Origin of the sequence: Psychrobacillus sp. FSL W7-1493 (genome assembly GCF_038004905.1) — a bacterium.
Classification (GTDB): Bacteria; Bacillota; Bacilli; order Bacillales_A; family Planococcaceae; genus Psychrobacillus.
Map to the genome: position 1 here is coordinate 2,861,187 of NZ_JBBOSB010000001.1, position 26,023 is coordinate 2,887,209.

Annotated in this window: 22 protein-coding genes and 1 other annotated feature; of the genes, 6 read left to right on the top strand and 16 right to left on the bottom strand. The window is 35.6% G+C overall.

The window, feature by feature from the left end; all coding sequences use genetic code 11:
* Window positions 1–95: 95 nt before the first annotated feature.
* From MKX96_RS14520 to MKX96_RS14535, 4 genes are all read left to right on the top strand, one after another.
* Complete coding sequence (locus tag MKX96_RS14520) at window positions 96–671, top strand: CYTH domain-containing protein (protein ID WP_169358859.1); 576 nt, start codon at window positions 96–98, stop codon at window positions 669–671.
* Between the two features lie 48 nt (window positions 672–719).
* Complete coding sequence (locus MKX96_RS14525; RefSeq protein WP_240949626.1) at window positions 720–1,307, top strand: lytic transglycosylase domain-containing protein; 588 nt, start codon at window positions 720–722, stop codon at window positions 1,305–1,307.
* A 125-nt stretch (window positions 1,308–1,432) separates the two neighbouring features.
* Window positions 1,433–1,831, top strand: coding sequence for a globin domain-containing protein (locus MKX96_RS14530; RefSeq protein ID WP_169358857.1), 399 nt, complete (start codon window positions 1,433–1,435; stop codon window positions 1,829–1,831).
* Window positions 1,828–2,646: a ClpXP adapter SpxH family protein gene (locus tag MKX96_RS14535; RefSeq protein WP_340884572.1), complete on the top strand. Its 819-nt coding sequence runs from the start codon at window positions 1,828–1,830 to the stop codon at window positions 2,644–2,646. Before MKX96_RS14530 ends, MKX96_RS14535 begins: the two co-directional genes overlap by 4 nt.
* 734 nt (window positions 2,647–3,380) lie before the next feature.
* Here the strand turns inward: MKX96_RS14535 and pepF are convergent.
* From pepF to MKX96_RS14585, 10 genes are all read right to left on the bottom strand, one after another.
* A complete protein-coding gene (gene pepF / locus MKX96_RS14540; protein ID WP_340884574.1) occupies window positions 3,381–5,195 on the bottom strand; it encodes an oligoendopeptidase F in 1,815 nt (604 codons plus the stop codon).
* Between the two features lie 48 nt (window positions 5,196–5,243).
* A complete protein-coding gene (locus MKX96_RS14545; RefSeq protein ID WP_169361196.1) occupies window positions 5,244–6,413 on the bottom strand; it encodes a competence protein CoiA in 1,170 nt (389 codons plus the stop codon).
* Window positions 6,414–6,911: 498 nt separating this feature from the next.
* Complete coding sequence (gene mecA / locus MKX96_RS14550; RefSeq protein WP_169361197.1) at window positions 6,912–7,577, bottom strand: adaptor protein MecA; 666 nt, start codon at window positions 7,575–7,577, stop codon at window positions 6,912–6,914.
* Window positions 7,578–7,795: 218 nt separating this feature from the next.
* On the bottom strand, window positions 7,796–8,191 hold the full coding sequence (gene spxA, locus MKX96_RS14555) for a transcriptional regulator SpxA (RefSeq protein WP_053590237.1): 396 nt from the start codon (window positions 8,189–8,191) through the stop codon (window positions 7,796–7,798).
* A 570-nt stretch (window positions 8,192–8,761) separates the two neighbouring features.
* Complete coding sequence (locus tag MKX96_RS14560; protein ID WP_445678217.1) at window positions 8,762–9,928, bottom strand: putative glycoside hydrolase; 1,167 nt, start codon at window positions 9,926–9,928, stop codon at window positions 8,762–8,764.
* 307 nt (window positions 9,929–10,235) lie between these two features.
* Entirely contained in the window at window positions 10,236–11,177 is a 942-nt protein-coding gene (locus MKX96_RS14565) for an ABC transporter ATP-binding protein (protein ID WP_169361199.1), read from the bottom strand.
* On the bottom strand, window positions 11,177–12,232 hold the full coding sequence (locus MKX96_RS14570; RefSeq protein ID WP_340884584.1) for an ABC transporter ATP-binding protein: 1,056 nt from the start codon (window positions 12,230–12,232) through the stop codon (window positions 11,177–11,179). Before MKX96_RS14570 ends, MKX96_RS14565 begins: the two co-directional genes overlap by 1 nt.
* Before the next feature lie 15 nt (window positions 12,233–12,247).
* Window positions 12,248–13,267 carry an oligopeptide ABC transporter permease gene (gene opp3C, locus MKX96_RS14575; protein WP_169361201.1) on the bottom strand — a complete coding sequence of 340 codons (1,020 nt, stop codon included), beginning with the start codon at window positions 13,265–13,267 and terminating at the stop codon, window positions 12,248–12,250.
* Window positions 13,267–14,199, bottom strand: a complete 933-nt coding sequence (gene opp3b / locus MKX96_RS14580) for an oligopeptide ABC transporter permease (RefSeq protein WP_169361202.1) — start codon at window positions 14,197–14,199, stop codon at window positions 13,267–13,269. The genes opp3C and opp3b overlap by 1 nt, the downstream gene beginning before the upstream one ends.
* Before the next feature lie 197 nt (window positions 14,200–14,396).
* The gene (locus tag MKX96_RS14585; protein ID WP_340884589.1) at window positions 14,397–16,121 is read right to left on the bottom strand and encodes a peptide ABC transporter substrate-binding protein; all 1,725 of its coding nucleotides are present in this window, start codon (window positions 16,119–16,121) and stop codon (window positions 14,397–14,399) included.
* A 632-nt stretch (window positions 16,122–16,753) separates the two neighbouring features.
* Here MKX96_RS14585 and MKX96_RS14590 point away from each other — a divergent pair.
* Both MKX96_RS14590 and trpS read left to right on the top strand, forming a co-directional pair.
* Window positions 16,754–17,098 carry a DUF3899 domain-containing protein gene (locus MKX96_RS14590; RefSeq protein ID WP_340884592.1) on the top strand — a complete coding sequence of 115 codons (345 nt, stop codon included), beginning with the start codon at window positions 16,754–16,756 and terminating at the stop codon, window positions 17,096–17,098.
* A gap of 51 nt (window positions 17,099–17,149) precedes the next feature.
* Window positions 17,150–17,363 (top strand) — a binding site (T-box leader).
* A 45-nt stretch (window positions 17,364–17,408) separates the two neighbouring features.
* Window positions 17,409–18,395, top strand: coding sequence for a tryptophan--tRNA ligase (gene trpS / locus MKX96_RS14595; RefSeq protein WP_340884594.1), 987 nt, complete (start codon window positions 17,409–17,411; stop codon window positions 18,393–18,395).
* Window positions 18,396–18,640: 245 nt separating this feature from the next.
* Here trpS and MKX96_RS14600 read toward each other — a convergent pair whose 3' ends face one another.
* From MKX96_RS14600 to fabF, 6 genes are all read right to left on the bottom strand, one after another.
* Window positions 18,641–20,491, bottom strand: a complete 1,851-nt coding sequence (locus MKX96_RS14600) for an oligopeptide ABC transporter substrate-binding protein (RefSeq protein ID WP_340884596.1) — start codon at window positions 20,489–20,491, stop codon at window positions 18,641–18,643.
* 62 nt (window positions 20,492–20,553) lie between these two features.
* The gene (locus MKX96_RS14605) at window positions 20,554–21,465 is read right to left on the bottom strand and encodes an ABC transporter permease (protein WP_251556044.1); all 912 of its coding nucleotides are present in this window, start codon (window positions 21,463–21,465) and stop codon (window positions 20,554–20,556) included.
* 30 nt (window positions 21,466–21,495) lie between these two features.
* Window positions 21,496–22,458, bottom strand: coding sequence for an oligopeptide ABC transporter permease (gene opp4B, locus MKX96_RS14610; RefSeq protein ID WP_169361208.1), 963 nt, complete (start codon window positions 22,456–22,458; stop codon window positions 21,496–21,498).
* 1 nt (window position 22,459) lies between these two features.
* Entirely contained in the window at window positions 22,460–23,407 is a 948-nt protein-coding gene (locus MKX96_RS14615; RefSeq protein WP_169361209.1) for an ABC transporter ATP-binding protein, read from the bottom strand.
* Window positions 23,388–24,416, bottom strand: a complete 1,029-nt coding sequence (locus tag MKX96_RS14620; RefSeq protein WP_169361210.1) for an ABC transporter ATP-binding protein — start codon at window positions 24,414–24,416, stop codon at window positions 23,388–23,390. Before MKX96_RS14620 ends, MKX96_RS14615 begins: the two co-directional genes overlap by 20 nt.
* A gap of 347 nt (window positions 24,417–24,763) precedes the next feature.
* A complete protein-coding gene (fabF, locus tag MKX96_RS14625; protein WP_298468610.1) occupies window positions 24,764–26,002 on the bottom strand; it encodes a beta-ketoacyl-ACP synthase II in 1,239 nt (412 codons plus the stop codon).
* Window positions 26,003–26,023 lie beyond the last annotated feature (21 nt).

The following is a 26,023-nucleotide window of genomic DNA, read 5'->3' on the forward strand; positions in this document are numbered from 1 at the left end:
CACATCGTTCCCTTCTGTCTATTCTGTAACTATTTTAACATATTGAAACTCATTGGAAACCGTCTATAATGAAATAATATGAAAGGTGTGAGACTATGTTATCTGAACAAGAGATTGAATTTAAAAACTTATTAACGAAAGAAGAATTCATGAGTTTGACAGACTTTTTCCATATCGAGCCTAAGCATTTTCAAAGTCAAATAAACTATTATTTTGATACACCTGACCAATATTTTAAAAATAATCATATGGGCTTTCGCTTAAGAGTGTTGGAAGATCGAAATGAACTTACCCTAAAATCACCAGTAAAAAAGCACGTGATGAATGAGCAAACAATTTTAGTAACGGATGAGCAAAGAGATTTAATCATTAACCAAGCAATTTTTCCTTCTATCGCTTTCATTGATGAGCTGATTGCTTCTAAATCCCTTTCTTGCTTTGGTAGTATAGAGACTAATCGTGCTCAATTGAAGCTGGAGGAAGGCATACTTTTCTTAGACCACTCCTCATATAGTCATACTGAAGATTATGAGGTAGAATATGAAAGTAAAGATGTCGAAAAAGGGCAAAAATTCTTTTATGAATTATTGAAAAAACATCAAATCCCCCTTCGTTCGACCGATAAAAAGATTGCACGTCTTGTAAAGGCTATGAATTCTTTGAAAGGTTGATGCTTTATAGATATAAAGTCACTAAAAACGTTAATGGATATTAATGCTATGCAAACATTGGGAAGTGTCCAAAGTTCTCAAACTAACAACGCTTCTTCCCTTTTTTCAGAAATGCTTGGACAGGTTCTACAAGAAACATCTATTGGGGGTCCCACAACTACTTTCGATTCCCTTTTCTATAGTGGTGACTCACCTGTTTATATACCCGAAAACGGTATAAATAATTCCTACCAGTCTATGAAAGTTTCTGTAGGTAACCCCTCATCAATAGAAGAAATCATAAACAAAGCTTCTGACGCATATAATGTGCCAGCAAAATTAATTTCTTCTGTCATCAAACAAGAGTCGAATTTTAATCCTAGTGCAATTAGCTCTGCTGGGGCATCTGGCTTAATGCAACTTATGCCAGGCACAGCTAAGTATTTAGGTGTACAAAACATTCTGGATCCAGAGCAAAACATCATGGGTGGAACAAAATACCTGAAACAGATGTTAGAGCAATTTGATGGTAATATAGAAAAAGCGCTGGCCGCTTATAATGCCGGACCAGGATCAGTTAAAAAATTCGACGGAATTCCTCCCTATAAGGAAACAGAAAATTATGTGAAAAAAGTTCTAAATAATTTCTTAGCTTGACGTATAAACGACCGCCAAAATTGGTCGTTTTTTCTATATTGTTTCTGATTACAGTCTAATTGTTTGAGATATTCGTATTTGATTGCTAAAATGTATTTAGTGCTAAAGCAAAGGAGTAAACAACTATGACCCAGAAGCCGATTTTACCATATGACGAGATAGGTGCAGATAAATTATCACTCCTTGTTGATACGTTTTATAGCAAAGTAGCAAAACATCCAAAGCTAAAGCCAATATTTCCTGAAGATTTAACGGAAACAGCGCGTAAACAAAAACAATTTTTAACCCAATACCTTGGGGGACCAAACATATATTCAGAAGAACATGGCCATCCCATGCTAAAGATGCGCCATAACCCTTTCTCTATCACACCAGAACGTGCAGAAGCTTGGCTCAGCTGTATGTCAGATGCAATGGACGAAGTCGAACTTGATGGAAAGGTGCGTCATGATTTATATAGAAGACTTGTACTTACTGCCAACCACATGGTCAATCAAATGAGTCATGAGGAGGAAAAGATGTGACAAGAATACAAATTCCTGTTGAGCCGATCAATGCTCCTATTACAAACAAGCCACTTGAAATGTATATGTTTTTAGATCCGCTTTGTTCTGCTTGTTGGGATTTGCAACCGATTATTAGAAAATTACAAGTGGAGTATGGGCAGTACTTTACTATTCGAACAGTGCTTAGTACAAGACTAAACAATTTAAATACTGCCTGCGTTTTTTCCAAAGGAACAGTTGAAGATGATATCAACTATCCATATATTCAGCATTCTGTATTGCCTTCTATTGCAGTAAAAGCAGCAGAATTTCAAGGAAAAAAAGCTGGACTTCGTTTTTTTAATAAAATACAGGAATATCTATTCCTTCAAACAAAAAATGTAACTTCTTTTTCGGTATTACAGGAGCTTGCATATGAAGCGAAAATTGATGTAGAGGAATTTACACGTGACTTCCAGTCTCAGGAATGTTTACGCTCCTTCCAAAGTGATTTATCCATCACTTGTGAAATGGAAGTTGATACGTTCCCAACGGTTGTATTTTTTAATGAAAACATTGAAGATGAAGGCATCAAAATTTCTGGCACTTATCCTTATGATATATATGTACAAATTTTACAGGAGATGTTAAATGCTTCTCCCAAAAGACAAGATCCACCCGGACTTGATAAATTATTAAATCGATTTCATTCATTGACTACTAAGGAAATAGCTGATTACTACGGTTTAACGATGCAACAAGCTGAATGTGAATTAAAAAAGCTTTTATTGCGTCAAGAGGTTGAAAGAATCGTACTTCCAAATCTAGTAGTTTGGCGTTTAAAAAATAGATAAATAGATTATTCATCGGCTGTAAACACTTGTTTACAGCCTTTTATTATGTAATAAAAGAGCTTTTCCCCTCGGTTAATGAGCCATAGCTATTGCCATATACTGCTTTAGATTTTATATAAAGAAAAGGCTAGGCTTGATCTATGATGCAAATAAATTTCTAAATCGGAAAGTAAATTGGTTTCCACTCCAACTGGACGCTTTCCGCGTATCACCCATCGCTTACGCATGAGGTTGTGATGGCTTATCTGTTCACACATCTCACTGGAGTCGCCGTCTGGGGCTCCAATCAATAAACCGGAACAGCTTTAGCATCGATAAAGCGCTAATAAATTTACTCGCATAAACAAAGCTGAAAAACTGTCACCAACCCCAATTTCATCATCTATTTAAGTTCTTAATAGCCATTTGAAAGTTCCTTTGTTTATGTTTACAGTCACTATAAAAAAGAATTGTTAATCAAAATTAACCAATAACTTTAACATAGCCAAAAGAAAAAACCCTTTCCTCAATTAGGAAAGGGTTTTTTACAAAGGGGATGGGAGAAATGTTCACGTTCAAACAAAGGGGTGTATGTTATCTTGTGATTTATTTCACACTCTTACTTTAGCATGCTCCAGTAATAAAAACAACTCCTTGTACTTCACTTTCACAAATTCGTCAAACATTATCCTAGAATTTATATTTTTCCATTCGAGTAAAAGCCACCTCTTCTATTAAGAGATGGCTTTGTCTAATTAGCTCAGTAACTGCTCTAATTCATTTAGTTTTTCTTCAAATACTTTACAAGCCTCTTCAATTGGAGAAGCTGTGTTCATATCTACTCCAGCTTTTTTCAAAACTTCGATTGGATAATCTGAGCACCCAGCTTTAAGGAACTCATTAATATAACGATCAACCGCTGGCTGTCCTTCAGACAAGATTTGATTGCTCAGTGCAGTAGCGGCACTTAGGCCAGTTGCATATTGATATACATAGTAATTGTAATAGAAGTGAGGAATTCTAGACCATTCTAAACCAATTTGCTCATCTATAACAATATCGTCACCAAAATATTTCTTGTTTAGCTCGTAATACACCTCTGTAAACTTATCAGCTGTTAATGCTTCTCCATCTTGGTCTAATTGATGAATGATATGCTCAAACTCCGCAAACATGGTTTGTCTAAATACTGTCCCTCTAAACCCTTCAAGCCAATGGTTTAGTAAATAAATACGTTTCTTAGGATCTTCTATTGTTTTTAGTAAATGATCATTTAACAAAGCCTCGTTACAAGTTGACGCTACCTCTGCAACGAATATAGAATAGTCCCCATACACATACGGTTGATTTTCCCTAGTATAATAGCTATGAATACTATGTCCAAACTCATGAGTAAGTGTAAATAAGTTATTTACGTTATCTTGCCAGTTCATTAAAATATAAGGATTAGTTCCATAAGTACCGGATGAATAGGCACCAGAACGCTTTCCTTTCGTCTCTACAACATCTACCCAACGGCTCTCAAGACCTTTTTTAACGATAGATACATATTCCTCACCTAATGGTTTAAAGCTCTCTAGCATTACAGCACAAGCCTCTTCATACGTATACTCCATTTTCAATTCTTTGACAAGTGGTGTGTACAAATCATACATATGTAACTCATCTACACCTAGAACTTTTTTACGAAGACTGACATATCGATGAAGTAAATGTACATTTTTGTTAACCGTTTCCACTAAGTTATCATAAACCGATTCAGGGATGTGGTTAGCTGATAAAGCAGCTTCTCTAGCAGATGAATAGTTTCTGATCTTTGCATTAACATTATCTGCTTTGATATTCCCACTCAAAGTAGACGCAAATGTATTTTTAAATTTACCATAGGTTTCGTACATACCCTTAAATGCATCCTCACGCACTCGTCGATCTTCACTTTCTAAAAATCTACTATAGCGACCATGTGTAAGTTGTACTTCATTGCCATTCTCATCCTTAATGAAGGGGAATTCCAAATCTGCATTGTTTAACTTACCGAAAGTATCTGCTGATGCCCCGGTCACTTCAGAAAACTGAGCAAGTAGTGCCTCTTGCTCTTTTGGAAGTACATGTGGACGTTCTTTGTTTATCTCTTCTAGCATTTGTTTATATACTTGAAGGTCGTTGTTTTCTTTTAGATAATTTCCTAGTACCGTTTCATCTAAAGACAATATTTCAGGTACTAAAAACGAAAGCTCTGTGGAAACTTTTACGTATAAAGACTTTATACGGCTATCTAAAGCCTGGTATTTACTATTTGAAGTATCTTGATCATTACGCATATGAGCATAAGTATATAGCTTACGTAATCGGCTAGTTAGCTCGTCACGATATGTTAAAACTTCTAATAATGCTTCTGGTCCAGAACTTATTGTTCCTTGATAAGAAGAGGCTTTTTTAGCTAACTCCGCTACTTCCTTAAATTCTTTTTCCCAATCCGCTTCAGTAGAAAATATATCCTCCAACTTCCAAGTAAGACGTTCATCTACTTCACTTCTTGTTAAGATTTTATTTTTTGTATCTGCTGTCAAAATACTCTCTCCTCCTATTGTTTCGAACTACGAACCAATTCTATTTTCTCAATTTTCAGCTCCTTTTGCAAGGAATTGGTTATAAAGTAATTTATGCATTTTGGTATAGTTGCATGTACTCTCTAGGTGAAGTTGTTTCGGTATATCTAAGCATTCCAAGAGAATCGCTACATACGCTTTTAAAGCCTTTATCCGCATTACTAATCGATTGGGATCCTTCCAACGATGAACCAGTAAGAAATAGCGATAGTGTTGGTCGGTAATCGTGTCTAACATCAGACTATTGCCTAGTAAAAAATCGATCCACTGCAGCTGCCATTCACAGGCATGCTCATCAAACGCATCAGCCCCATAAGACGGTACCCCAATAAACAAAGGAAGATTTATAGGATTTATTCTCCACTTATAGCACACCTGTAAAAAGGAAGATTGAATACCTTTACGGTTATATAGATATAAATTTTTTAAACGTTTCATTCTCTTATCTTGGTAGAGTTTTAAATAAGTCTGAAACTCGTGCTCAGTAATTGTTTTAACCATAGCTAAAGGCCATGTTTGCATAGTAATGGGTAGCCTATTAATTTTTACGATAAAATGATTGGAATATAGATAAAGGAGATTAGAAATATAGGAAAAGGATTTGGTTTGAGGACAGTACGTGATTAGAACTTTACCATTCATACTATGATATAAAAGTTCTGTTTGAAAAGCAGAAATCTTCATGGAACCAATTTGCTGAAGGGGAAAATCCAGTGGGTTAGGGGTTTTTAAAACCCAAAGTGGTTTGATATGGACCTGCATATAGCCTTTATTACGCTTTCGTATGATGCTAGTGGGTATTTTACTACACTGATACTCCAGTGCAACCTTTATATTGTCTGTAAAGATTAAAATATCCGGCCTTTGCTTAATATCTAAAATAAATGGTTCCAAATTACAAGGTACTTTTTTACTTTGCAAAAAATCGTACAGTTGAATTTTCCCTCTCAGATGATCTTCACTTTCCCCTTCTGAAAATGACTGTGCACAAACGGTATTATGTTGATGAGCAAAATGAGGAATTTTGATGTTGCCGACTTTTAAAATAAGCGTCTCTTTACATTCAGCACAATTATAGACATTTTGTCTCATCATTTTTAAACTGTCTCTTGAATAATGAGCTGGTATGAAGATTTCGCCGTCCTTTGTTAGGGCTGTTAATATGATAATCACCTCCATTCTTAATATACAAATAAAAGAAATAAAACACAATAATCAAAATCATAATGGTATGAGGTTAAAATTTTTAGCTTCGTTAAAGTTACTAGTTGATTTTGACTAACAATTCTTTTTTTTATAGTGACTGTAAACATAAACAATTGAACTTTCAAATGGCTATTAAGAACATAAATAGATGATGAAAATGGGGTTGGTGACAGTTTTTTAGCTTTGTTTATGCGAGTAAATTTATTAGTTCTTTATTAATGCTAAAGCTGTTCCTATTTATTGATTGGAGCGACAGACGGCGACTCCAGTGGGATGAGTGAGACAGATAAGACATCACAACCGCGCGCGTTAGCGACGGGTTATGGCTTATCGCTCACCCCACGGAAAGCGTCCGGCTGGGGCGGAAATCAATTCTACTCTCTGATCTAAGATTTCTTTGGATTATAAATCAACCCTACCCTTTAACATAGCCAAATTTTTAAAACAAAAAAACCTTCTTTTCAGAAGGTTTTAAAAATGTTTATTTAATTCTTCCATCACATTGGCTGCTATAATTTCTTTGCCATACTCTTGTATTATGTGAATTGTTGTTTTTGTGCTTTGCCCAAACTCTGAAATAACACTCAACGTATTTAAAATAACTTCTAACTCCACCATATCCATATCAAAAATTACGTGTAAGTAATATTTTTCATTATAATGATATAAAGAAGTGTCAAGATCTAAATCATCAAGTTTTTTGGACAATCCAATAACATCTTCAAAATTTTCGAATATAAAAGTATATTCTGCGGGTATTTCATCTAAGTCATCCATATAATTTGAAAAATCATCAAACTCATGTGGCCCCATGGAATTGGAGACAGCACTTTTAAATATCTTGTTTGATAAATCCTCTGCACTTAAGCTATCGTCTGATCGTTCATCTTTTGCCATTTCCGTTCGAGTGACAATCACTTCTAAACCTTTTTCCATCGCATGAACTTGTATCCATAAGGGACCATCTAACTCCTCAAAATGATCATCATCATGAACCTCATCCATCATTTCCCAAAAAAGCTGCTCGCTCTTATCTTTATTAAACCATATTTCATCTCGGCTGAAGCCTCTTTCTTCAATGTCGATGTATGAAATGTATACTTTGAAAGTGTTGTCATTGATGCGCTCGATATCCATTTAACACATCTCCTTTCGCTTCTTCCGCCTCATTATTGTAGTGTCTATTACTATTGTATGTTGTTTAATAAAAAAAGAAAAGGATTCCAGCTTCACTTTTAAAAATATTAATACAACTTTTTATGTTTTTAAAAATTATAACATGAGGCAAGAAAAACTAATAAAGAAAAGCTGATGATTTTCAAAATTTCTTTGAAAATCATCAGCTTAATCCTGAACTAATTCACAAGTCTTTGCGCTTCTAGTAATTGATACGCACGAACTTTTCTAGGTAAAAATCTTCGAATTTCATCTTCATTGTATCCAACTTGTAAACGTTTTTCGTCTAATATGATAGGTCTACGAAGTAAACCTGGATATTCTTGAATTAATTCATATAACCTTTGAAGTGGTAGGCTCTCCACATCAACGTTTAATTTTTGGAATATTTTTGAACGAGTAGATATTATTTCGTCTGTACCGTCTTCGGTCATACGTAGTATTTCTTTAATTTCACTGATACTTAATGGTTCAGAAAAGATATTTCTTTCTGTGTAAGGAATGTCATGCTCTTCTAACCAGGCTTTTGCTTTTCTACATGAAGTACAGCTTGGAGAAGTAAATAATGTAACCATCATATTAAAAAACACTTCCTCTCGATTGTTACTTGTGTTATATAAAGTAGATTATAATTAATTTAATGTAGTTTAGCACTTTTATAGTATACACTAATTAATAAGTATTTAAAATACATTTTTCCAGAAATTTTCTCACTTATAAAGAGTATTTACAATTTGTCCATATAATGAACAACCTGATACATTTTTAGAATAATAATGTTTCTTTAATACAATGATACCCTTTTTTAAAAGCATTTAAACCATATTTTCTAAAAAATATTCATTCTCAATTAGCAGTTCTTTAATGAAAACAACTGTTACACTATATAGTACGTTTTTCATGAAAAAAAGTTTCATTTTATGTTGTAATTAAGGCGCGTTTGCTCATTTTTTAAGTAAAATGATCGAATAGTCAGTTGGATTGGATATCACGTACATCTATAGTTTTAATTTCCCCCATTGTTGTCGCTTTAAGCAACTGTATGGAAGTATCCTATCAAAATAGCAGATAGTAAAAAAGCAAAAGCTCCCTAAATTTTACTTTCGTAAAATCTTGGGAGCTTTTAATCCTAGACACTTGTCACATTAGTTAACTGGTGTATAATCTACACCTGGTGTATATTTATTCCCGGCATTCCATAATAAGAATTCGTTAATACCGGCTTCGTTTAATGCCTTTATTTGAGCCTCTACCTCGGTCTTACCATATACTAAGTAATTCCCCTTACCTAGATAAGAAGCAGTAAAATCTTGTAACCAAGGTCTGGACACTGGAGGGTTTTCTAGCTCTCCTAGCTTGGCATTCTCAACCTTAGCGTATTCTTGGACAAGACGGTATGGTTCTAAATCCGGTTTCGCAATCCCAAAATAAGATGTCCAATGACTTGGATAAATCATGGATGAAATGACATCTACATTTTCCGATATCTTCGAGAAATTTTGTCCGATACCTGGAGCTTCTGGTAGTGTTGCGGAGTATCCAAATATATCAACAGACACTTGTACACCATATGGCTTTAATTTTTCTCTAGCATAAGCAACAAAGTCAGTTACTGCTGAAACTCTACGCTGGGTTGAGTCCAACTCAGATGCCTCATATTTTCCCTTACCATATTCTAATGTAGTGTCTCTTTTTTCAAATCCTTCTGGAAAGCGTACATAGTCAAACTGAACTTCCTTAAATCCCATTTTCGCTGCTTCAATTGCAACTTCTACATTGTAATCCCATACTTCTTGCATAAATGGATTAACAAAAGCTTCGCCTCTTCCATTCTTCCAAACGGAACCATTTTCAACAAATGATAATTCTGGCTTTCTTTCCGCTAGTTCCGTGTCTTTAAAAACAACAACGCGGGCAATCGGATAAATCTCTTTTTTCTCCATCACTTCTAGAATTCCTCTAAGATCTTTTATGTATGGTTTTCCAATTTCATACTTGAACAAAGGTGAATCCTCTTTAGGCTTATAAGTTAGGTTCCCAAAATCATCTTTAATATCGATGACCATAGCGTTTAACTCAGTATTATCCATTAGCTCTACTAATTGATTAAACCTTGAACCGCCTGCTGAGTGACCCGTCACGTACACTCCTCTTACCGCATCAGGATAGTTAAAAGTAAGTCCGGAGTCATAGACAAATAGCTTAGAAGAGGATACTAACGTTTCCTCTATTGAATTAAAGCCAAATTCCTTCGATGTAAAATCCTTCGAGAAAGCTTTTGTTTCAGCTGAAACTTCGAATGGTGTCATCATTAAAACACCTAGCATAATACCAGAAATTACTGTTAATAATTTTTGTTTCATAACCGTCTCCCTTTCTTTACGTCTAACATTCTAACAACTATATCGTACGATGAAAAGAGTACATACGTCTAATATTACAATAAAAATTATAATTAATCTAAATGTTCAGCTATATCATTATTTCTTTTTCACCCTTTTACTCCATAAGCATAGAAATTTTGTATAACTTATTTTTAGCTTTAACTTTGAAAATATATTCTGACAAAAAAAGTAGGCTAATTCGAATTTCTTCGATTAGCCTACTTTTAATGGTTTATTAAATACGTGATTGGGATATAGCTTTTAGTTCTTTAAATTCCTTTTCAGAACAAAATACAAAGTGACCCGGTGTAACTTCACGCATTGCAATTTCTTCCCCATCCGTATATTTGTGCGAAGAAGGATCATAAGACTTACGTACACGAGTACGCTCATAGTTAGGATCTGGAAGCGGGATAGCAGATAATAGAGACTGCGTATATGGATGTAATGGATTTGAGTATAATTCTTCGGCAGGTGCAAGCTCTACTAATTTACCGAAATACATTACACCAATTCTATCTGAAATGTATTTAACCATGGAAAGGTCATGCGCGATGAAAAGATATGTTAAACCCTTTTCTTCCTGCAATTCTTTTAATAAGTTAACTACTTGGGCTTGGATAGATACATCTAAAGCTGATATTGGTTCATCCGCAATAATGAATTCAGGATCTACAGCTAACGCTCTAGCTATACCTAAACGTTGACGCTGACCACCAGAGAATTCATGAGGATAACGTTCAGCATGCTCTTTATTAAGACCCACTGTTTCCAGCAATTCAATTACTCGCGCCTTACGTTCAGTCTGATTTTTAACTAAGCCATGAATATCTAAACCTTCTGCTATGATATCCAAAACTTTCATACGCGGATTTAAAGATGCGTAAGGATCTTGGAAGATCATTTGCATTTTACGGTTAAAGATTTTTAAATCTTTTTTTGATTTTTTATCATGTACGTTTACACCATCATAAATAACTTTTCCGTCAGTAGCATCATAAAGTCGAATAATAGTTCGTCCAGTTGTAGACTTACCACATCCGGATTCACCTACTAAACCCAAAGTTTCACCTTTATAGATATCAAAGCTAATGTCGTCTACTGCACGAACTTCATTTTCTTTACCTTCGTTAAAATATTGCTTTAAATTTTTAATTTCTAGTAATTTTTCAGCCATTAGTTAGTACTCCCTTCGTAGTAACGACTTCCAGGGAAATTTTTCATACGTTCAACAATAGAAGCAGGTGGCTCTACTTTTGGTGCATCGGGATGCAATAACCATGTAGCAGCGTAATGCGTATCACTAACCTTAAAGAATGGAGGAGATTGCTCCATATCTATTTTCATCGCATAGTCACTACGAAGAGCAAAAGCGTCTCCTTTAGGAGGGCTTAACAAATCGGGTGGTGTTCCTGGAATTGCATAGAGCTTTTCTTCAGCAGTATCTAATGAAGGCATAGAGCTTAACAAGCCCCATGTATATGGATGCTGAGGGTTATAGAATATTTCATCTACCGTCCCAGTTTCCACAATCTTACCACCATACATTACAGCTACTCTGTCCGCAACATTAGCTACTACTCCTAAATCATGCGTAATAAAGATGATGGATGTATCAATTTTCTTTTGTAAGTCTTTCATTAATTCTAAAATTTGCGCTTGAATTGTTACATCCAATGCCGTTGTTGGTTCATCCGCAATCAGAATCTGTGGATTACAAGCTAGGGCAATAGCTATAACAATACGTTGACGCTGTCCACCAGAGAATTGATGAGGATATTGTTTTATACGAGCTTCCGGCTTTGGCATACCAACTAGACGCAATAAATCCACCGCTATTTTTCTTGCCTCTGCCTTACTTACTTTACGATGCTTTAAAATAGGCTCCATAATTTGTTTACCTATTGTCATTGTTGGGTTTAAAGAAGTCATTGGATCTTGGAAAATCATAGAGATATCTTTTCCGCGAATCTTTTGCATTTCTCTATCCGTAAGCTTTGTTAAATCTTTACCATTAAAAAGAATCTGTCCATTTTTAAATTCAGAGCTTGATTCCGGTAATAAACGCATAATCGCCTTAGTTGTAACTGACTTACCAGAACCAGACTCCCCTACGATTGCAAGTGTTTCACCTTTTAAAAGATCGAAGTTAACACCACGAATAGCTTTAACTTCACCTGCAAAAGTATGGAAGGAAAGCTCTAGATCTTTAACTTCCAATATTTTATCCATCCTTGCTTTCCTCCTTTAGTCTTTCATTTTTGGATCTAGCGCATCTCTTAAACCATCACCAAGAAGGTTAAAGGACAGCATTAGTAAGCTTATAATTACAGCTGGGAATACTAAAATATGTGGCTGGAATTTTAGTAATTTAACTCCATCATTAATTAGTGTACCTAAAGAAGCTGCAGGCGGTTGTAATCCTAACCCGATAAAGCTTAAGAAAGCTTCGAAGAAAATCGCACCAGGTATAGTAAACATCGTGTTAATAACAATAATACTTAAAACGTTTGGTAGAATATGTTTTGTTATGATTCTGTTATTTGAAGCACCTAACGTACGAGAAGCTAAAACAAATTCTTGGTTTTTATATTTCAAAACCTGAGCTCGAACAACGCGAGACATACCTATCCATCCAGTTATCGTAATGGCAATAATAATTGCCGTGATACCAGGATCCATAAACATAATCATGAGAATAACAATTACTAGATTCGGAATACCAATTAGAATCTCTACTATACGCTGCATAACATCATCTACACGTCCACCGTAGTAACCCGAGATACCTCCATAGGCCACTCCAATAACCATGTCAATTAGCGCTGCCATGAATGCGATGAAAAGTGACACCTGAGTTCCTTCCCATACTCGAGCAAACATATCACGACCTAGACCATCTGTTCCAAACCAATAATAAGTATCTACATTTTTTAATTCATATAAATTGACTTCTTTACCTGCCAAGTTTCCATATCCGTCCATAATTCCAAGCTTTTCGATTCCTGGAACTTTTGGTGGCAAGTTAGCATGTGTAATTGTTTGTGTTTCTGCATCATGAGGGCCAATGTATGGACCAATCAATGACATAAGAATAATAAATACTAGTATAAAAACACTGACTATAGCAGCTTTATTTTTTCTTATACGATACCAAGCATCTTTCCAAAAGCTTACGCTCGGTTTAGAAATTCTCTCCGCTTGACTGCTATCTACATGGATTCTATCAAATGAATCAGCAGGTAATTTTTTCAAGTCTTGACTCATTAGTTTTTACCTCCTGACAAACGAATACGTGGATCAATGATTCCATAAAGTAAATCTATAATGAATATTACAACAATTAAGAATACAGAGAAGAAAATCGTAGTACCCATAATAATAGAATAGTCATTTACATTAATAGATTTTACAAATTGTTCTCCGATTCCTGGGATAGCAAAGATTTGTTCAATTACTAATGACCCAGTTAACAATCCTGCTGCCATCGGACCAAGTACAGTCACTAACGGAATCAAAGCATTTCGCAAAGCATGTTTAAATGCTATTTCAGTACCATTGGCTCCTTTAGACTTTGCTAATGTTATATAATCAGAGCTTAAAACTTCTACCATCTCGGTTCTTATAAAACGAGCTGCAGTAGCCAGTGGTCCCAGTGCTAATGCAATGGAAGGCATAATACTTGAGGCCCATCCATCTTTCCATAAAGCTACCGGTAGAATTCCCCACTTTACACCTAACCAATATTGTAATACTGTGGCAAACACGAACGATGGTATAGAGATACCAATAATGGCTATGATGGTACTTCCATAGTCCCAAAATGTATTTTGTTTTAATGCAGCAATCATTCCTAAAAGAATACCTACTAGTACTCCGGCAATAAGACCTTGGGCACCAATTTGGAACGATGGTCCAATACGACTTAAAATCAAATCAGTAACTTCAGCATTTTTGAACTGAAACGAGTTACCTAAATCACCTTGAACTAAGTTAAGCATGTAATTTACATACTGGACGGGAACTGGATCATTTAATCCATATTTCGCTTCCACTATTTCAAGTTGAGACGGGGATAGTTTTGAAGCAGAGCTTATAGGGGATCCTGGTAGCGTCTTCATTAAGAAGAATGTAGCTGTCGCAATCAGGAAAAGCGTGATAAACATATAAAAAACACGACGCAAAATATATTTCGCCATCTTTGCACCTCCTAAATTATTTAATAAATTATAATTTTACTAATCTATATATTAAACAAAAAAAATAGTAATTTGTCAAAATCATATTTTATAGTAAAAATATTGCGTATATTTCGACTCATTTAAAAAGAGAGTATATGTTCCGAAAGGAATACATATACTCTCATTTTATGAGATTTTTAAAACTTTAAACTATCTTAGTTTTTACCTTCGATATATGCCCATTTGTAGCTATAGTCTCCACCGAATGGGTGAGCAACGATACCTTTAACATATGGTTTTTGAAGTTGCATAAGACCACGTTGGTAAATTGGTCCAATAGCATAGTCTTCAGCAATTAGAAGTTTTTCAGCATCAGCAAGTGCTTGCCAACGAGCTTCTGTATCTAATGCTAATTCATTGTTAGCAGAAGTTACTAACTCATCATATTTCGGGTTAGAATAAGACATTTGGTTGTTACCACCATCAGTTAACCATAAGCTCATGAATGTGTAAGGATCTTGGTAATCTGGTCCCCATCCAGCAACTTGAATGTCATAGTCTTGGTTTGTATCAAGATCTAAGCGCACTGCAAATGGTACTTCTTTAAGAGTAACAGTTAAACCTGGTAAGTTTGTTTCTAATTGATTTTTGAAATACTCATCCATCTTCTTAGAAAGATCAGAGTCTCCGCCAAGAATTTCTAGAGTAAGCTCAGTAACTCCTAGTTCTTTTAAGCCTTTGTCCCAAGCTGCTTTTGCTTCTTCTACGTTAAATGTAGACATATCTCCATTAACTTCGCGGAAATCATTAGCATCTTCGTCAAAAGTGAATCCTTGTGGTACTAGGTAATGAGCAGGTACAGAACCATTAGCTAAAACTACTTTAACTAAATCTTCTTTGTTGATAGCTTTTGAAACTGCTTCACGAATATTTACGTTAGCAAGTGGAGTAGGTTCTCCATTACGTTCTTGATTGTATTTGAAATAGAATACTGATGTTTCCATTTCTGTTACTAGTTCTGGATCATTAGCATATTGCATTGCATACTCACCAGATAGACCAGTACGGTCTTTTTCACCATTAGTGTAAAGGTTAACCGCTGTAGCTACTTCTTTAACTACATCATAGTTAATTTCAGTAAGTTTCACAGTATCTTTATCCCAATATTGATCATTTTTAACTAGTTTCCAGCTTAAGCCTGTTCCATCCCAATCTTGTAAAGCGAATGGTCCGTTGTATAAAAGTGCTTCAGAGTTTTTAGAGTAATTTTCACCTTGAGTTGTAACGAATTCTTCTTTTTGTGGTAAGAATGTACCAAATGACATTAATGATAAGAAGTAAGGAACTGGTTTTTCAAGAGTAACTTCTAATGTTTTCTCATCTAGAGCTTTAACACCTAATTCAGTATACTCAACTTCTCCAGCTACAATTTTAGATGCATTTGCGATTACGCCTTCCATCATATATGGACCGTATTCAGAAGCAGTATCTGGGTTCATAGCACGTTTCCAAGCGAATTCAAAGTCATTTGCAGTAACTGGTGTACCATCAGACCAATTAGCGTCACGTAATTTGAACGTATAAACTAATCCATCTTCAGAAACTGTTGGCTCTCCATCAGAAATTGCTGGTACAGCTACATTTTCTTGATTCAAACGGTAAAGACCTTCATTTACGTTGTTTAGTAGATCGAAACCTACTGAGTCAGTTACTAAAGCAGAATCAAGAGTTGGAATTTCAGAACCCATGATTAAGTTTAATACTTGCTCTTCGTCTAATGTTGCTTCTTCAGCACCATCGTCTTCTTTTTCTCCATCTGTTTCAGTTGCTGGTTCGTTAGCTGGTGTTTCTTTAGCCTCATCGTCGCCGCCACATGCAGCTAGGAATAGACCTACAACTAACAGTAGGCTAAGAAGCCATACTAATTTACTATTCTTCACAAAAATAACCTCCCTAATATTCAGAAAAATTCATTACATTTATTATTATACATTTTATAAGAGAGTTGTACATACCTTTTTTTAAATATTTTTACAATCATGTAACAAAATCATTACATTGTCCTAACGAATTAGGAAGATTCTTAACTATTTTGTTAATTATCTTTTATATTTTTAGCTTTGTTAAAGTTATTGGTTGATTTTGATTAACAATTCTTTTTTATAGTGACTGTAATAATTAAAAAAGGAACTTTCAAATGGCTATTAAGAACATAAACTAGATTATGAAATTGGGTTGGTGCAGTTTTTAGCTGTGTTTATGCGAGTAAATTTATAAGCACTTATCGATGCATTAAAGCTGTTCCCATTTATTGATTGCAGCGCCAGACGGCGACTCCTACGGGATGAGGGAGACAGATAAGACCTCACAACCACGCGCGTAAGCGATGGGTGATGGCTTATCGCTCACCCCGTGGAAAGCGTCCGGCTGGCGCGAAAATCAATTCTACTTTCTGATTTAAATATTTCTTTGCATCATAAATCACCCCCGAACTTTAACATAGCCATATTTTTTTATTAGTTTTGATTATTTCAAGCAAATCTTCTATAATTTAAATTATTAGAGGTGAATTATGAAAAAGAAGCTTATCTATTTTTTTAGTGCTCAAATTATAATAGTTTTAGTGATGCTATTAACGTCTATACGTATCGATTTGGAAGCATATATTAATGTTTCCTTCTATATAGGAGGGCTTGTTACATTTGTAGGGTTAGTTACATATGTTGTATCAGGAGGATTTTTTGACTTATATGTATCAAGCTCTAGAAAATTTTTCACGCGGAAGCATTTGAGAGAAGAAATAGAGAATATGCGACTTCCTTCCGAAGTTTTTTCTTTCTCCCCTAAACCACTATTTGCTTTAGGGTTATCGATTTTAGCTTGTACATGTATAGCGTTACTTTTTTATTATGGATAAATTTGTCCCTTGATTTTTGAGTTTCTTCTATATATAATAATCAAAACTAAATAAAGAGCTTTGATGAAGAAAGTACATTTATAGAGTATGTTTAGAGAGTCTGCGGATGCTGCAAGCAGATCATACGATAAATGGAATGGGCTTCTGAGCAGTATAAGTGAAAGGTCAAGTAGCTTATACCGTTTCCTTCGCGTTATGAAGAAGAGTGGCTATTTATTTTAGCAAGCTGGGTGGTACCACGGATATTACATCATTCGTCCCTTTTTTAGGGATGCATGATGTTTTTTTATATTCTAAGGAGGAAAATTTTATGAAAACACTTTTTTCGGGCGTCCAGCCTACCGGTACAATTACTTTGGGAAATTATATCGGCGCATTTAGACAGTTTATAGACCTACAAAATGATAACGATTGTATTTTTTGCATCGTAGATCAGCATGCTATTACTGTAGCTCAAGACCCCCAAGAACTTCAAAATCATATTCGTTCGTTGGCAGCCTTATATCTAGCGGTAGGAATAGATCCAGAGAAGTCGATTTTGTTTGTCCAATCAGAGGTTCCAGCCCATGCAAAAGCAGGATGGATGATGCAATGTATTTCTCACATTGGAGAACTGGAAAGAATGACGCAGTTCAAAGATAAATCAGATGGGAAAGATGCTGTGACTGCTGGATTATTGACTTACCCACCACTTATGGCCGCTGATATACTTCTCTACCAAACAAACATCGTACCTGTTGGCGATGATCAAAAACAACATATAGAGCTAACTCGTGACTTGGCAGAACGTTTCAATAAAAGATACGGTAATGTATTAACTATGCCTGAAATCCAGCTTCCTAAGCACGGCGCACGTATCAAATCCCTGCAGGATCCAACGAAAAAAATGAGTAAGTCAGACCCTAATCAAAAAGCAACTATTCGTATTTTAGATACGCCAAAGCAAATAGAAAAGAAAATCAAAAGCTCTGTTACTGATTCAGAAGGAATCGTAGCATTTGATACTGAAAACAAACCAGGTGTCTCTAATCTATTAACAATAGAATCTGCTTTGACGGGTACACCTATTCCAGAATTAGTAGCTAAATATGAAGGAAAAGGTTATGGAGATTTTAAAGCATCTGTTGCAGAAGCTATTATTAATCATCTAGCACCTATTCAACAGAGATACGAGGAATTATTAAACTCATCAGAACTAGATTCCATTCTAGATCGCGGTGCAGAAAAAGCTAACCAATTAGCAAATGAAACACTAGTTAAGATGGAAGCCGCAATGGGTCTCGGTAGAAGACACTAATCGTTAATCCTAAAATAGATAGACAAAATACAATAAAGTCTTTTGAGTTTAGCATATACATCAACACAGATTTCCATGAATATCCTAAAGATAAGAAATTTAAATATAGTACTAAATGGGAGCAGCTGATAATTGCTATTCCGTAGCTTATTAGAAAAATTAGTAGTCTCATTAGTATCACGTCCTTCATAAAACATATGAAAAACCGTCCCTAAACTTTCGTCTAGGAACGGTTTTTTTGAAGATTATTTTAATGGCTCTTCTGATACTAGTTGAAGTTCATGTAATCCAAAGTCAGTTCCATAAGTTACATCATAGTTTTTCACTGCTTTGTTTACTACATAAATTGCGCTACGGAATTGAGTAGGAATTACTGGAACTTGCTCTGACATGTATACTTGGAAATCACGGAATGCTTGCGCACGTTTTGCAGAGTCAAATGCATCCGGTGAATCGATAGCTGCTAATAATTCATCTAATTCAGGTGAAGTAAAGCGGCTATAGTTAAATGCTGAGTCTTTTCCATATAAGCCTAGTGGTGATGGGTTTGTACCTGTTCCCCAAGCTCCCATGTAAATATCAATTTCAGGATCATCTGCTTCTACTTTATCATAGAAAGAGTTCATTTCGATTAAACGGCCAGTTGTTAAAACCACTTTTAGACCAACGTCTCTCCAGTTTTGAATCCAATATGCAGCCATTTCTTCAGCTGTAACGTCTCCTGACATACCTGCATAATTAATCTCTAATTTTTCGCCTTCTGGAGTTTCACGGAATCCGTCTCCATCGATATCTTTATAACCAGCTTCATCTAATAATTGCTCTGCTTTTGCTGGATCATACTTAATGCCTTCTAAAGTGTCATCATAGAAAGAAGCAAATGCTGGTGGTATTAAACCAGTAGCACGAGTACGTAAATTATCGTAGTATGCCTCATTTACAGACTCTACGTCTAAAGCATAACCCATTGCCATACGTAAGTTTAAGTTAGCCATCTTGGCATTTGGATCCATCGTACTTAATTTAGCTTTAGTATCAAACTTTCCTAATTTAAATCCAAGGTAAGAATAAGATAGCTCTGGTTGTACAAGTATTGAAGCATTTTTAAATTCTTTTACTTCCGCATATTTCGTTGCTGGTAATGATCCAGCTGTCATGTGGTATTCACCAGTTTCTAAAGCTTTTGAGATAGAGCTAGAAGGTACTACTTTTAAAAGTACTCCATCCAACTTAGGCTCACCTTTAAAGTAATGCTCATTTTTTACGAATTGAACAGATTCACCAGGAATAATTTTTTCAAATTTAAATGCACCTAAAGATAATGGGTTTTTACGAACTGGGTCAGATTCTAACAATTGTCCTACTGGAATATCTTTTAAAATATGACTTGGTTCAGCAGAACCCCATAGACCATCTCCACCTGAATAAATTGCTGGAGATAATTTTTTAAAGGAAATTTCTAATGTAGTTTCGTCAACCTTTTTTAATCCAGAAATTGTATCAGCAGTTCCTGCATTATACTCTTCTGCACCAATGATATTTTTAAAATCTCCGTCATAACGAATACCTTGATAGTCTGGGTGTCCAATGATTAAATATGGAAGCATAACATCTTCAATTTTCAAAGGCTCGCCATCTGACCATTTTACACCTTCACGGATTTTAATTGTTGCTTTGTTTGTATTAGGGTCTGCTTCAAGTGTAGCAATACCTCTGTCATCAATTAAAAAGTCACCATCTACAGAGAAAATGGAATTACTAGCGTAATCTAAAATATCTGCATCTACACCATTTTGATATAATACTAGAGAGAAGATCCCTTCAAAAGGAGTATCTGTTCCTAATGCAACCTTTAAAATTCCGCCATCAATTGCATCTCCCTCATGCTCAACCTTTTGAGAAAATTCTGAAGTACCTTCTTCTGCAGCAGGTTCTTCCTCTTTATCTTCTTCTTTATCCTTATCTTCCTCAGTCTTTGCCGGTTCTGTTGTTCCTTCAGTATTTGAGCCTGAAGATTCTTCGTCGTTGTTACATGCGCCTAACACAAGCATAAATGCTATTAGTACAGCTAATAATGTCCAAAGCTTCTTATTCATCCTTTTTCCTCCTTTTTATATATCTTTATATATCAAACAGAAATCGTTTAATACCATATTCATTATCCTTGCCTTTGTCTTGCGTCTGCCGAGCGACGTAGCGCTTGCCCTACATAATTGATGGAAAGCATTAATAACAAAATTAGCAAGGAAGCTGGTAGCCATACCCACCATTTGTCCTCTAAAATTAACGGATTATTCGCATAACTCACAAGAGTTCCCAAGCTAGGTACACTTTGCGGTAAGCCAAAGCCTAAATAAGATAATCCTGTTTCTAAACCTACATTTCCTGCAAAACTTAACGTCAGTTCAACGATTAGAATAGAGCTAAGATTAGGCATAACACCTGTAAAGATAATTCTGCCATTGCCAGTTCCTAATGTTTTAGAGGCATTTATATAATCTCTTCTACTCTCAGTTAATGACTTACTTCTAACCAGTCGGGCCGTTGACACCCATAAAAAAGTACTCATAATAAGAACGAACTCAAATATAGAGTATTTCGGAATAATTGTTACAAACACAATGATGATCATTAAAGTTGGAATAGTGATGAAAAAGTCAATAATTCTCATAAATATATTGTCTATTAAACCACCAAAGTAGCCTGTAATCATACCAATGGCCACACCTACAATACCTGTTATAATTGTCACCGATAATGCTATAGTAATGGAGTTTCTAGCTCCGATGATTAACTGTCCTAAAATGGAACGTCCACCCTGATCAGCTCCCAGAATAAACTTTTCGCCAGGTTCTGAAAATTTGTCTCTTAAACTTACATTCATTAATTCTTCTTGATTGATCATTGCTGCTGAGATATAGATAGCTATTATTCCAATGACTAAACAAAATAGCGAGAACATTGCTAACTTATCTTTTTTAAACTCTCTTACTAGCACTTGAAAACCTGTAGGCGGAGAGCTTTGTGTGTTTTTTTCTAGAATTTCTGTATTAAGTATTTGTTCACTCATCATACTCTCTCCTTAACCTTATATTTTGGGTCAATCTATTCTAATACGTGGATCTACAATGCTCATGATGATATCAGACAATAGACTACCTAATAAAGTTAAGAAGCCAAAAAGCAATACTAAAGCGGTAATAACGCTATAATCCCTGGAGGATATAGATTGTATAAACAATTGCCCCATGCCTTGATATCCAAAAATGGTTTCTATAAATATGGAGCCACCTAGTAACCCAGTAATTGTAAACCCTAGAAAAGCTGCAATTGGCAATAATGAGTTTCGGAAAATGTGTCTACTGTATACTTTTTTAATAGGAATTCCCTTACTTCTTGCTGTACGGACATAATCCATCGACTTTGCATCTATAATTTCAGATCTTAGGTACTGAATTACTGCGGTCGTTCCAAGGATTGCATAGGTCATTGCAGGCAATAGCATATGATAAATTCGGTTCCATACATACCCAAGGGTACCTTCCTCGTACTTTATGTCCACCGTACCGGCTGTCGGAAACCATCCAAGATGATAACCGAAAAAGAATAATGCTAGCAAGCCAAGTACGAATGTTGGGATCGCATAGGTCACAAAAGAGTATAGTACGATTGTTTTATCTAGGAATGTATCTTGAAAGCGCCCCGCCAATACTCCTAACGGAATAGCTATTAAGTATAGAAGAACAACGCTGAGCAAGGATAGCCACAGTGTGTTCATCGCCCGAAATCCTATTAAATCCGCAACAGGCATGCTATACGTATAACTCTTACCAAAATCCCCTTGAATTGCATTCGTTATCCAATTGTAGTATTGTACATACCAAGGATCATAAAATCCTGCTAACACTCTCATTTCTTCTAATCGATTAGGATCGGATTCTGGTGTTATTAGGCCTGTGAATGGGTCTCCAGGCATTTGCTTAGCTAATATAAATATTAGTAGGCTTAAGACAAAAAGCTGTGGAATCATGGCTAAAACTCTTCTCAATATTGTTTTCCACATATTAGATGACCTCCTTGCTTCTAGTGGCCATTGCTACTTGATGAGTAGTTGAGATTGGTACTAAATCTAATACTTTCCCATCCTTATCAAAGTATTTCTGATGATCAGTTACATAATTTTTTTCTACTTCAATTCTTTCTCTTTTTCTTGCTTCTCTACCTTTTGGATTTACGTCAGGTATAGCCGATAGCAATCTCCTTGTATAGATATGTTGAGGATTTGTATAAATATCTTCCCTACTTCCAGTTTCTACAAATTTACCTTTGTACATAATAGAAATTTCATCACACATATGTTTAACTACACCCAAATCGTGGGATATAAATAAGTAACTTAATCCAAATTCTCTTTGTATATCTTTCATAAAATTCAACACTTGTGCTTGAACCGATAAATCTAGTGCTGATACTGGTTCATCTGCTATGATCAATTTAGGATTTGTTGCAATAGCACGAGCAATGCCAATCCTTTGTTTCTGACCGCCTGAAAACTCATGAGGATACTTTACCTTGACATCCTCGCTCATTCCCACTATTTCTAACAGTTCATTAATTTTTCTTTTTTCTTCGGTAGGAGACAGTTTCAAAAAATTTCTAATAGGTTCTGCTATGATATCTTGAACTCGTTTTCTAGGATTTAAACTTGAGTGAGCGTCTTGAAATATCATTTGAATATCTCGATTATAGGAAGAAGATGGACTACGACGGCTATTTGTAACATCCTGTCCTTCGTATATGATTTGTCCAGATGTTATTTTTTCAAGTCCAATAATAGATTTACCAGTAGTAGACTTTCCACAGCCAGATTCTCCTACCAATCCATACGTTTTCCCTTTTTCAATTTCTAACGAGATTCCATCTACTGCATGCACACGATCAACCACTGTATTAAAAAATCCACCCCTGATAGGATAATGAACATGTAAGTCCTTAATTTGCATAAAACTCATTGGTTACTTCCCCTTTCTCACCCTCAAAATGAAAATGCTGCCAACATGTGCATCTGACAAGGTGTCCTGGAGAAACTTCATGCAATACTGGATTTTTTTCATGTGTCTCTTCACTGATCCAAGGGATTCTGGCAGAAAATCTACATCCTTCTCGAGGTAATTTGGCTAAAGAAGGTACAATTCCTTGAATAACTTCAAGCCTATCATTCTCACTATTCATCTGTGGTATAGAGTTAAATAATGAACGAGTATAAGGGTGTAACGGATTAGAAAATAGTTCCTCTACAGGAGCCTCTTCAATAATTTGTCCTGCGTACATTACTGCAACCCGGTCTGCTACTTCAGCTACTACGCCTAAGTCATGTGTTATTAATATAATTCCCGAACCTGTTTCTTTTTGTAAGTCAATAAGTAAGTCCAATATTTGAGCTTGAATGGTTACGTCCAATGCAGTAGTTGGTTCATCTGCAATGATTACTTTAGGCTTACAAGAGATTGCAATCGCAATGATAACCCGCTGTCTCATCCCTCCAGACAATTGATGTGGGAATTGTTTTGCAGTTCGCTCTGGATTTGGGATACCTACTTGTTTTAATAACTCTAATACTCTTTTTTTTCTTTCAGACTTACTCAGCTTTGTATGAAAGGCAAGGCTTTCTTCAATTTGGTCTTGAATCTTCATCAACGGGTTTAATGCAGATAAGGGATCTTGGAAAATCATCCCTATTTCTTCTCCTCGAACAGCATTAAAGTTTTCATCATTCAATTTAGCAAGATTGATACCATTGTATATAATTTCGCCTTCCACTCTTGTTTTGTTGTGGTCATGTAACCCAATAATGGACGTTGCTAAAGTAGATTTCCCACAACCTGATTCTCCTACGATTGCCAGAATTTCATTTCTCTTTAGCGAAATGGATACCCCATCCACGGCATCATAATATGTATCTTTTATTCTGAATCCGGTATGTAAATTGTTTATGGTTAATAGCTGTTCTGAGTTGTTCAAACTAATTCTCCTCTCACGCAACTTTATGTTCGGTCTGATTTTTTCCAAATAATTAAAGATTAAAACTTTTCTGTTATTTGATTCCTTTTGTAAAGTCTATTACAGGATGATTACAAGCGCAATACAAATTTTTTATATATTTTGTTTATTTAATATATTCTGAACCATACAAAATTATTATAAACATTGGAATATCAAGGTTTTAATTAGTCTAAATAATGGAAAATTGTTATGAAAATAAATTAAATATACACTTATTTCTTAATACTTTTTAATATATATTTGTTCTAAAAGAACTATAATATACAAAAAAATCCACGTTCACAAGAACGTGGATTTTTTGTTGTTTATTTGATTTTTTTAAATAATATACTTGCATTATGACCACCAAAACCTAATGAATTACTCATAGCATAGTCAATTTCTTCTTTTCTTGCCTCATTTGGAACATAGTCTAAATCGCATAACGGATCAGGCGTTTCCAGATTTGTGGTAGGCGGTAAGATGCCTTCATGGAGAGCTAATACACTGAATATTGCCTCTACCCCTCCTGCCGCACCGAGCAAGTGACCAGTCATAGATTTAGTGGAACTCATAGCCAGATTGTACGCATGCTCACCAAATACGGATTTTACAGCCATTGTTTCAAACTGATCATTATAAGGCGTACTAGTACCGTGCGCATTAATATAATCGATTTTCTCCGGAGACACTCCTGCATCGTCTAATGCTTGCTTCATCGCTCTAGCTGCCCCTTCTCCTTCTGGAGCTGGTGCAGTAATATGGTGGGCATCTCCTGTAGAACCATAACCTATTATTTCTGCATAGATTTTAGCACCACGAGCAACAGCGTGCTCATATTCTTCTAATATAAGAATTCCAGCTCCTTCACCAATAACAAATCCGTCTCGATTAGCATCAAAAGGTTTCGATGCGGTATTAGGATCTGTATTTAAAGAAAGTGCCGTATTGGAGCAAAAACCAGCTACAGACATATGCGTAATCGGAGACTCTGCTCCGCCGGTAATCATCACATCTGCATCTCCTCGTTCGATTACTTTAAAAGCATCCCCTATAGAGTTAGTGCCGGATGCACAAGCCGTTACCGTACATGAATTAATCGCCTTTGCCCCAAAATGAATTGACACCTGACCTGCAGCCATATCAGGAATCATCATTGGCACGAAGAATGGACTTACGCGTCTCGTTCCTTTTTCTAAAAATACTCGGAACTGATTCTCGTATGTCTCCATTCCACCAATACCTGAACCAATCCAAACGCCCGTTCGTAGACCTAGCTCTTCTGTGATTGTTAAATTGGCGTCCTCTACTGCCATAATTGCAGAAGCTAAAGCATAATGAGTAAAACGGTCCATTTTTCGTGCATCTTTCTTTTCAATATACTTCTCTATGTCAAAATCTTTTACCTCTGCGGCCACTTTCGCTGGAAACAAAGATGCGTCAAGTCTTGTTAACATTCCAACACCTGATTTACCTTCCTTAATACCAGCCCAAGTAGTTTCTACATCATTACCTAGTGGTGTTACGGCACCTAATCCTGTTACTACAACCCTACGTTTCGTCATGTATGTCCGTCCCTTCGACAA

Coding starts and splice junctions, on each gene's coding strand:
- MKX96_RS14520 (WP_169358859.1), top strand. CDS start 96: ATGTTATCTGAACAAGAGATTGAATTTAAAAACTTATTAACGAAAGAA.
- MKX96_RS14525 (WP_240949626.1), top strand. CDS start 720: ATGCAAACATTGGGAAGTGTCCAAAGTTCTCAAACTAACAACGCTTCT.
- MKX96_RS14530 (WP_169358857.1), top strand. CDS start 1,433: ATGACCCAGAAGCCGATTTTACCATATGACGAGATAGGTGCAGATAAA.
- MKX96_RS14545 (WP_169361196.1), bottom strand. CDS start 6,413: ATGGAGGTGATTATCATATTAACAGCCCTAACAAAGGACGGCGAAATC.
- mecA (WP_169361197.1), bottom strand. CDS start 7,577: ATGGATATCGAGCGCATCAATGACAACACTTTCAAAGTATACATTTCA.
- spxA (WP_053590237.1), bottom strand. CDS start 8,191: ATGGTTACATTATTTACTTCTCCAAGCTGTACTTCATGTAGAAAAGCA.
- MKX96_RS14560 (WP_445678217.1), bottom strand. CDS start 9,928: ATGATGACACCATTCGAAGTTTCAGCTGAAACAAAAGCTTTCTCGAAG.
- MKX96_RS14565 (WP_169361199.1), bottom strand. CDS start 11,177: ATGGCTGAAAAATTACTAGAAATTAAAAATTTAAAGCAATATTTTAAC.
- MKX96_RS14570 (WP_340884584.1), bottom strand. CDS start 12,232: ATGGATAAAATATTGGAAGTTAAAGATCTAGAGCTTTCCTTCCATACT.
- opp3C (WP_169361201.1), bottom strand. CDS start 13,267: ATGAGTCAAGACTTGAAAAAATTACCTGCTGATTCATTTGATAGAATC.
- opp3b (WP_169361202.1), bottom strand. CDS start 14,199: ATGGCGAAATATATTTTGCGTCGTGTTTTTTATATGTTTATCACGCTT.
- MKX96_RS14590 (WP_340884592.1), top strand. CDS start 16,754: ATGAAAAAGAAGCTTATCTATTTTTTTAGTGCTCAAATTATAATAGTT.
- trpS (WP_340884594.1), top strand. CDS start 17,409: ATGAAAACACTTTTTTCGGGCGTCCAGCCTACCGGTACAATTACTTTG.
- MKX96_RS14600 (WP_340884596.1), bottom strand. CDS start 20,491: ATGAATAAGAAGCTTTGGACATTATTAGCTGTACTAATAGCATTTATG.
- MKX96_RS14605 (WP_251556044.1), bottom strand. CDS start 21,465: ATGAGTGAACAAATACTTAATACAGAAATTCTAGAAAAAAACACACAA.
- opp4B (WP_169361208.1), bottom strand. CDS start 22,458: ATGTGGAAAACAATATTGAGAAGAGTTTTAGCCATGATTCCACAGCTT.
- MKX96_RS14615 (WP_169361209.1), bottom strand. CDS start 23,407: ATGAGTTTTATGCAAATTAAGGACTTACATGTTCATTATCCTATCAGG.
- fabF (WP_298468610.1), bottom strand. CDS start 26,002: ATGACGAAACGTAGGGTTGTAGTAACAGGATTAGGTGCCGTAACACCA.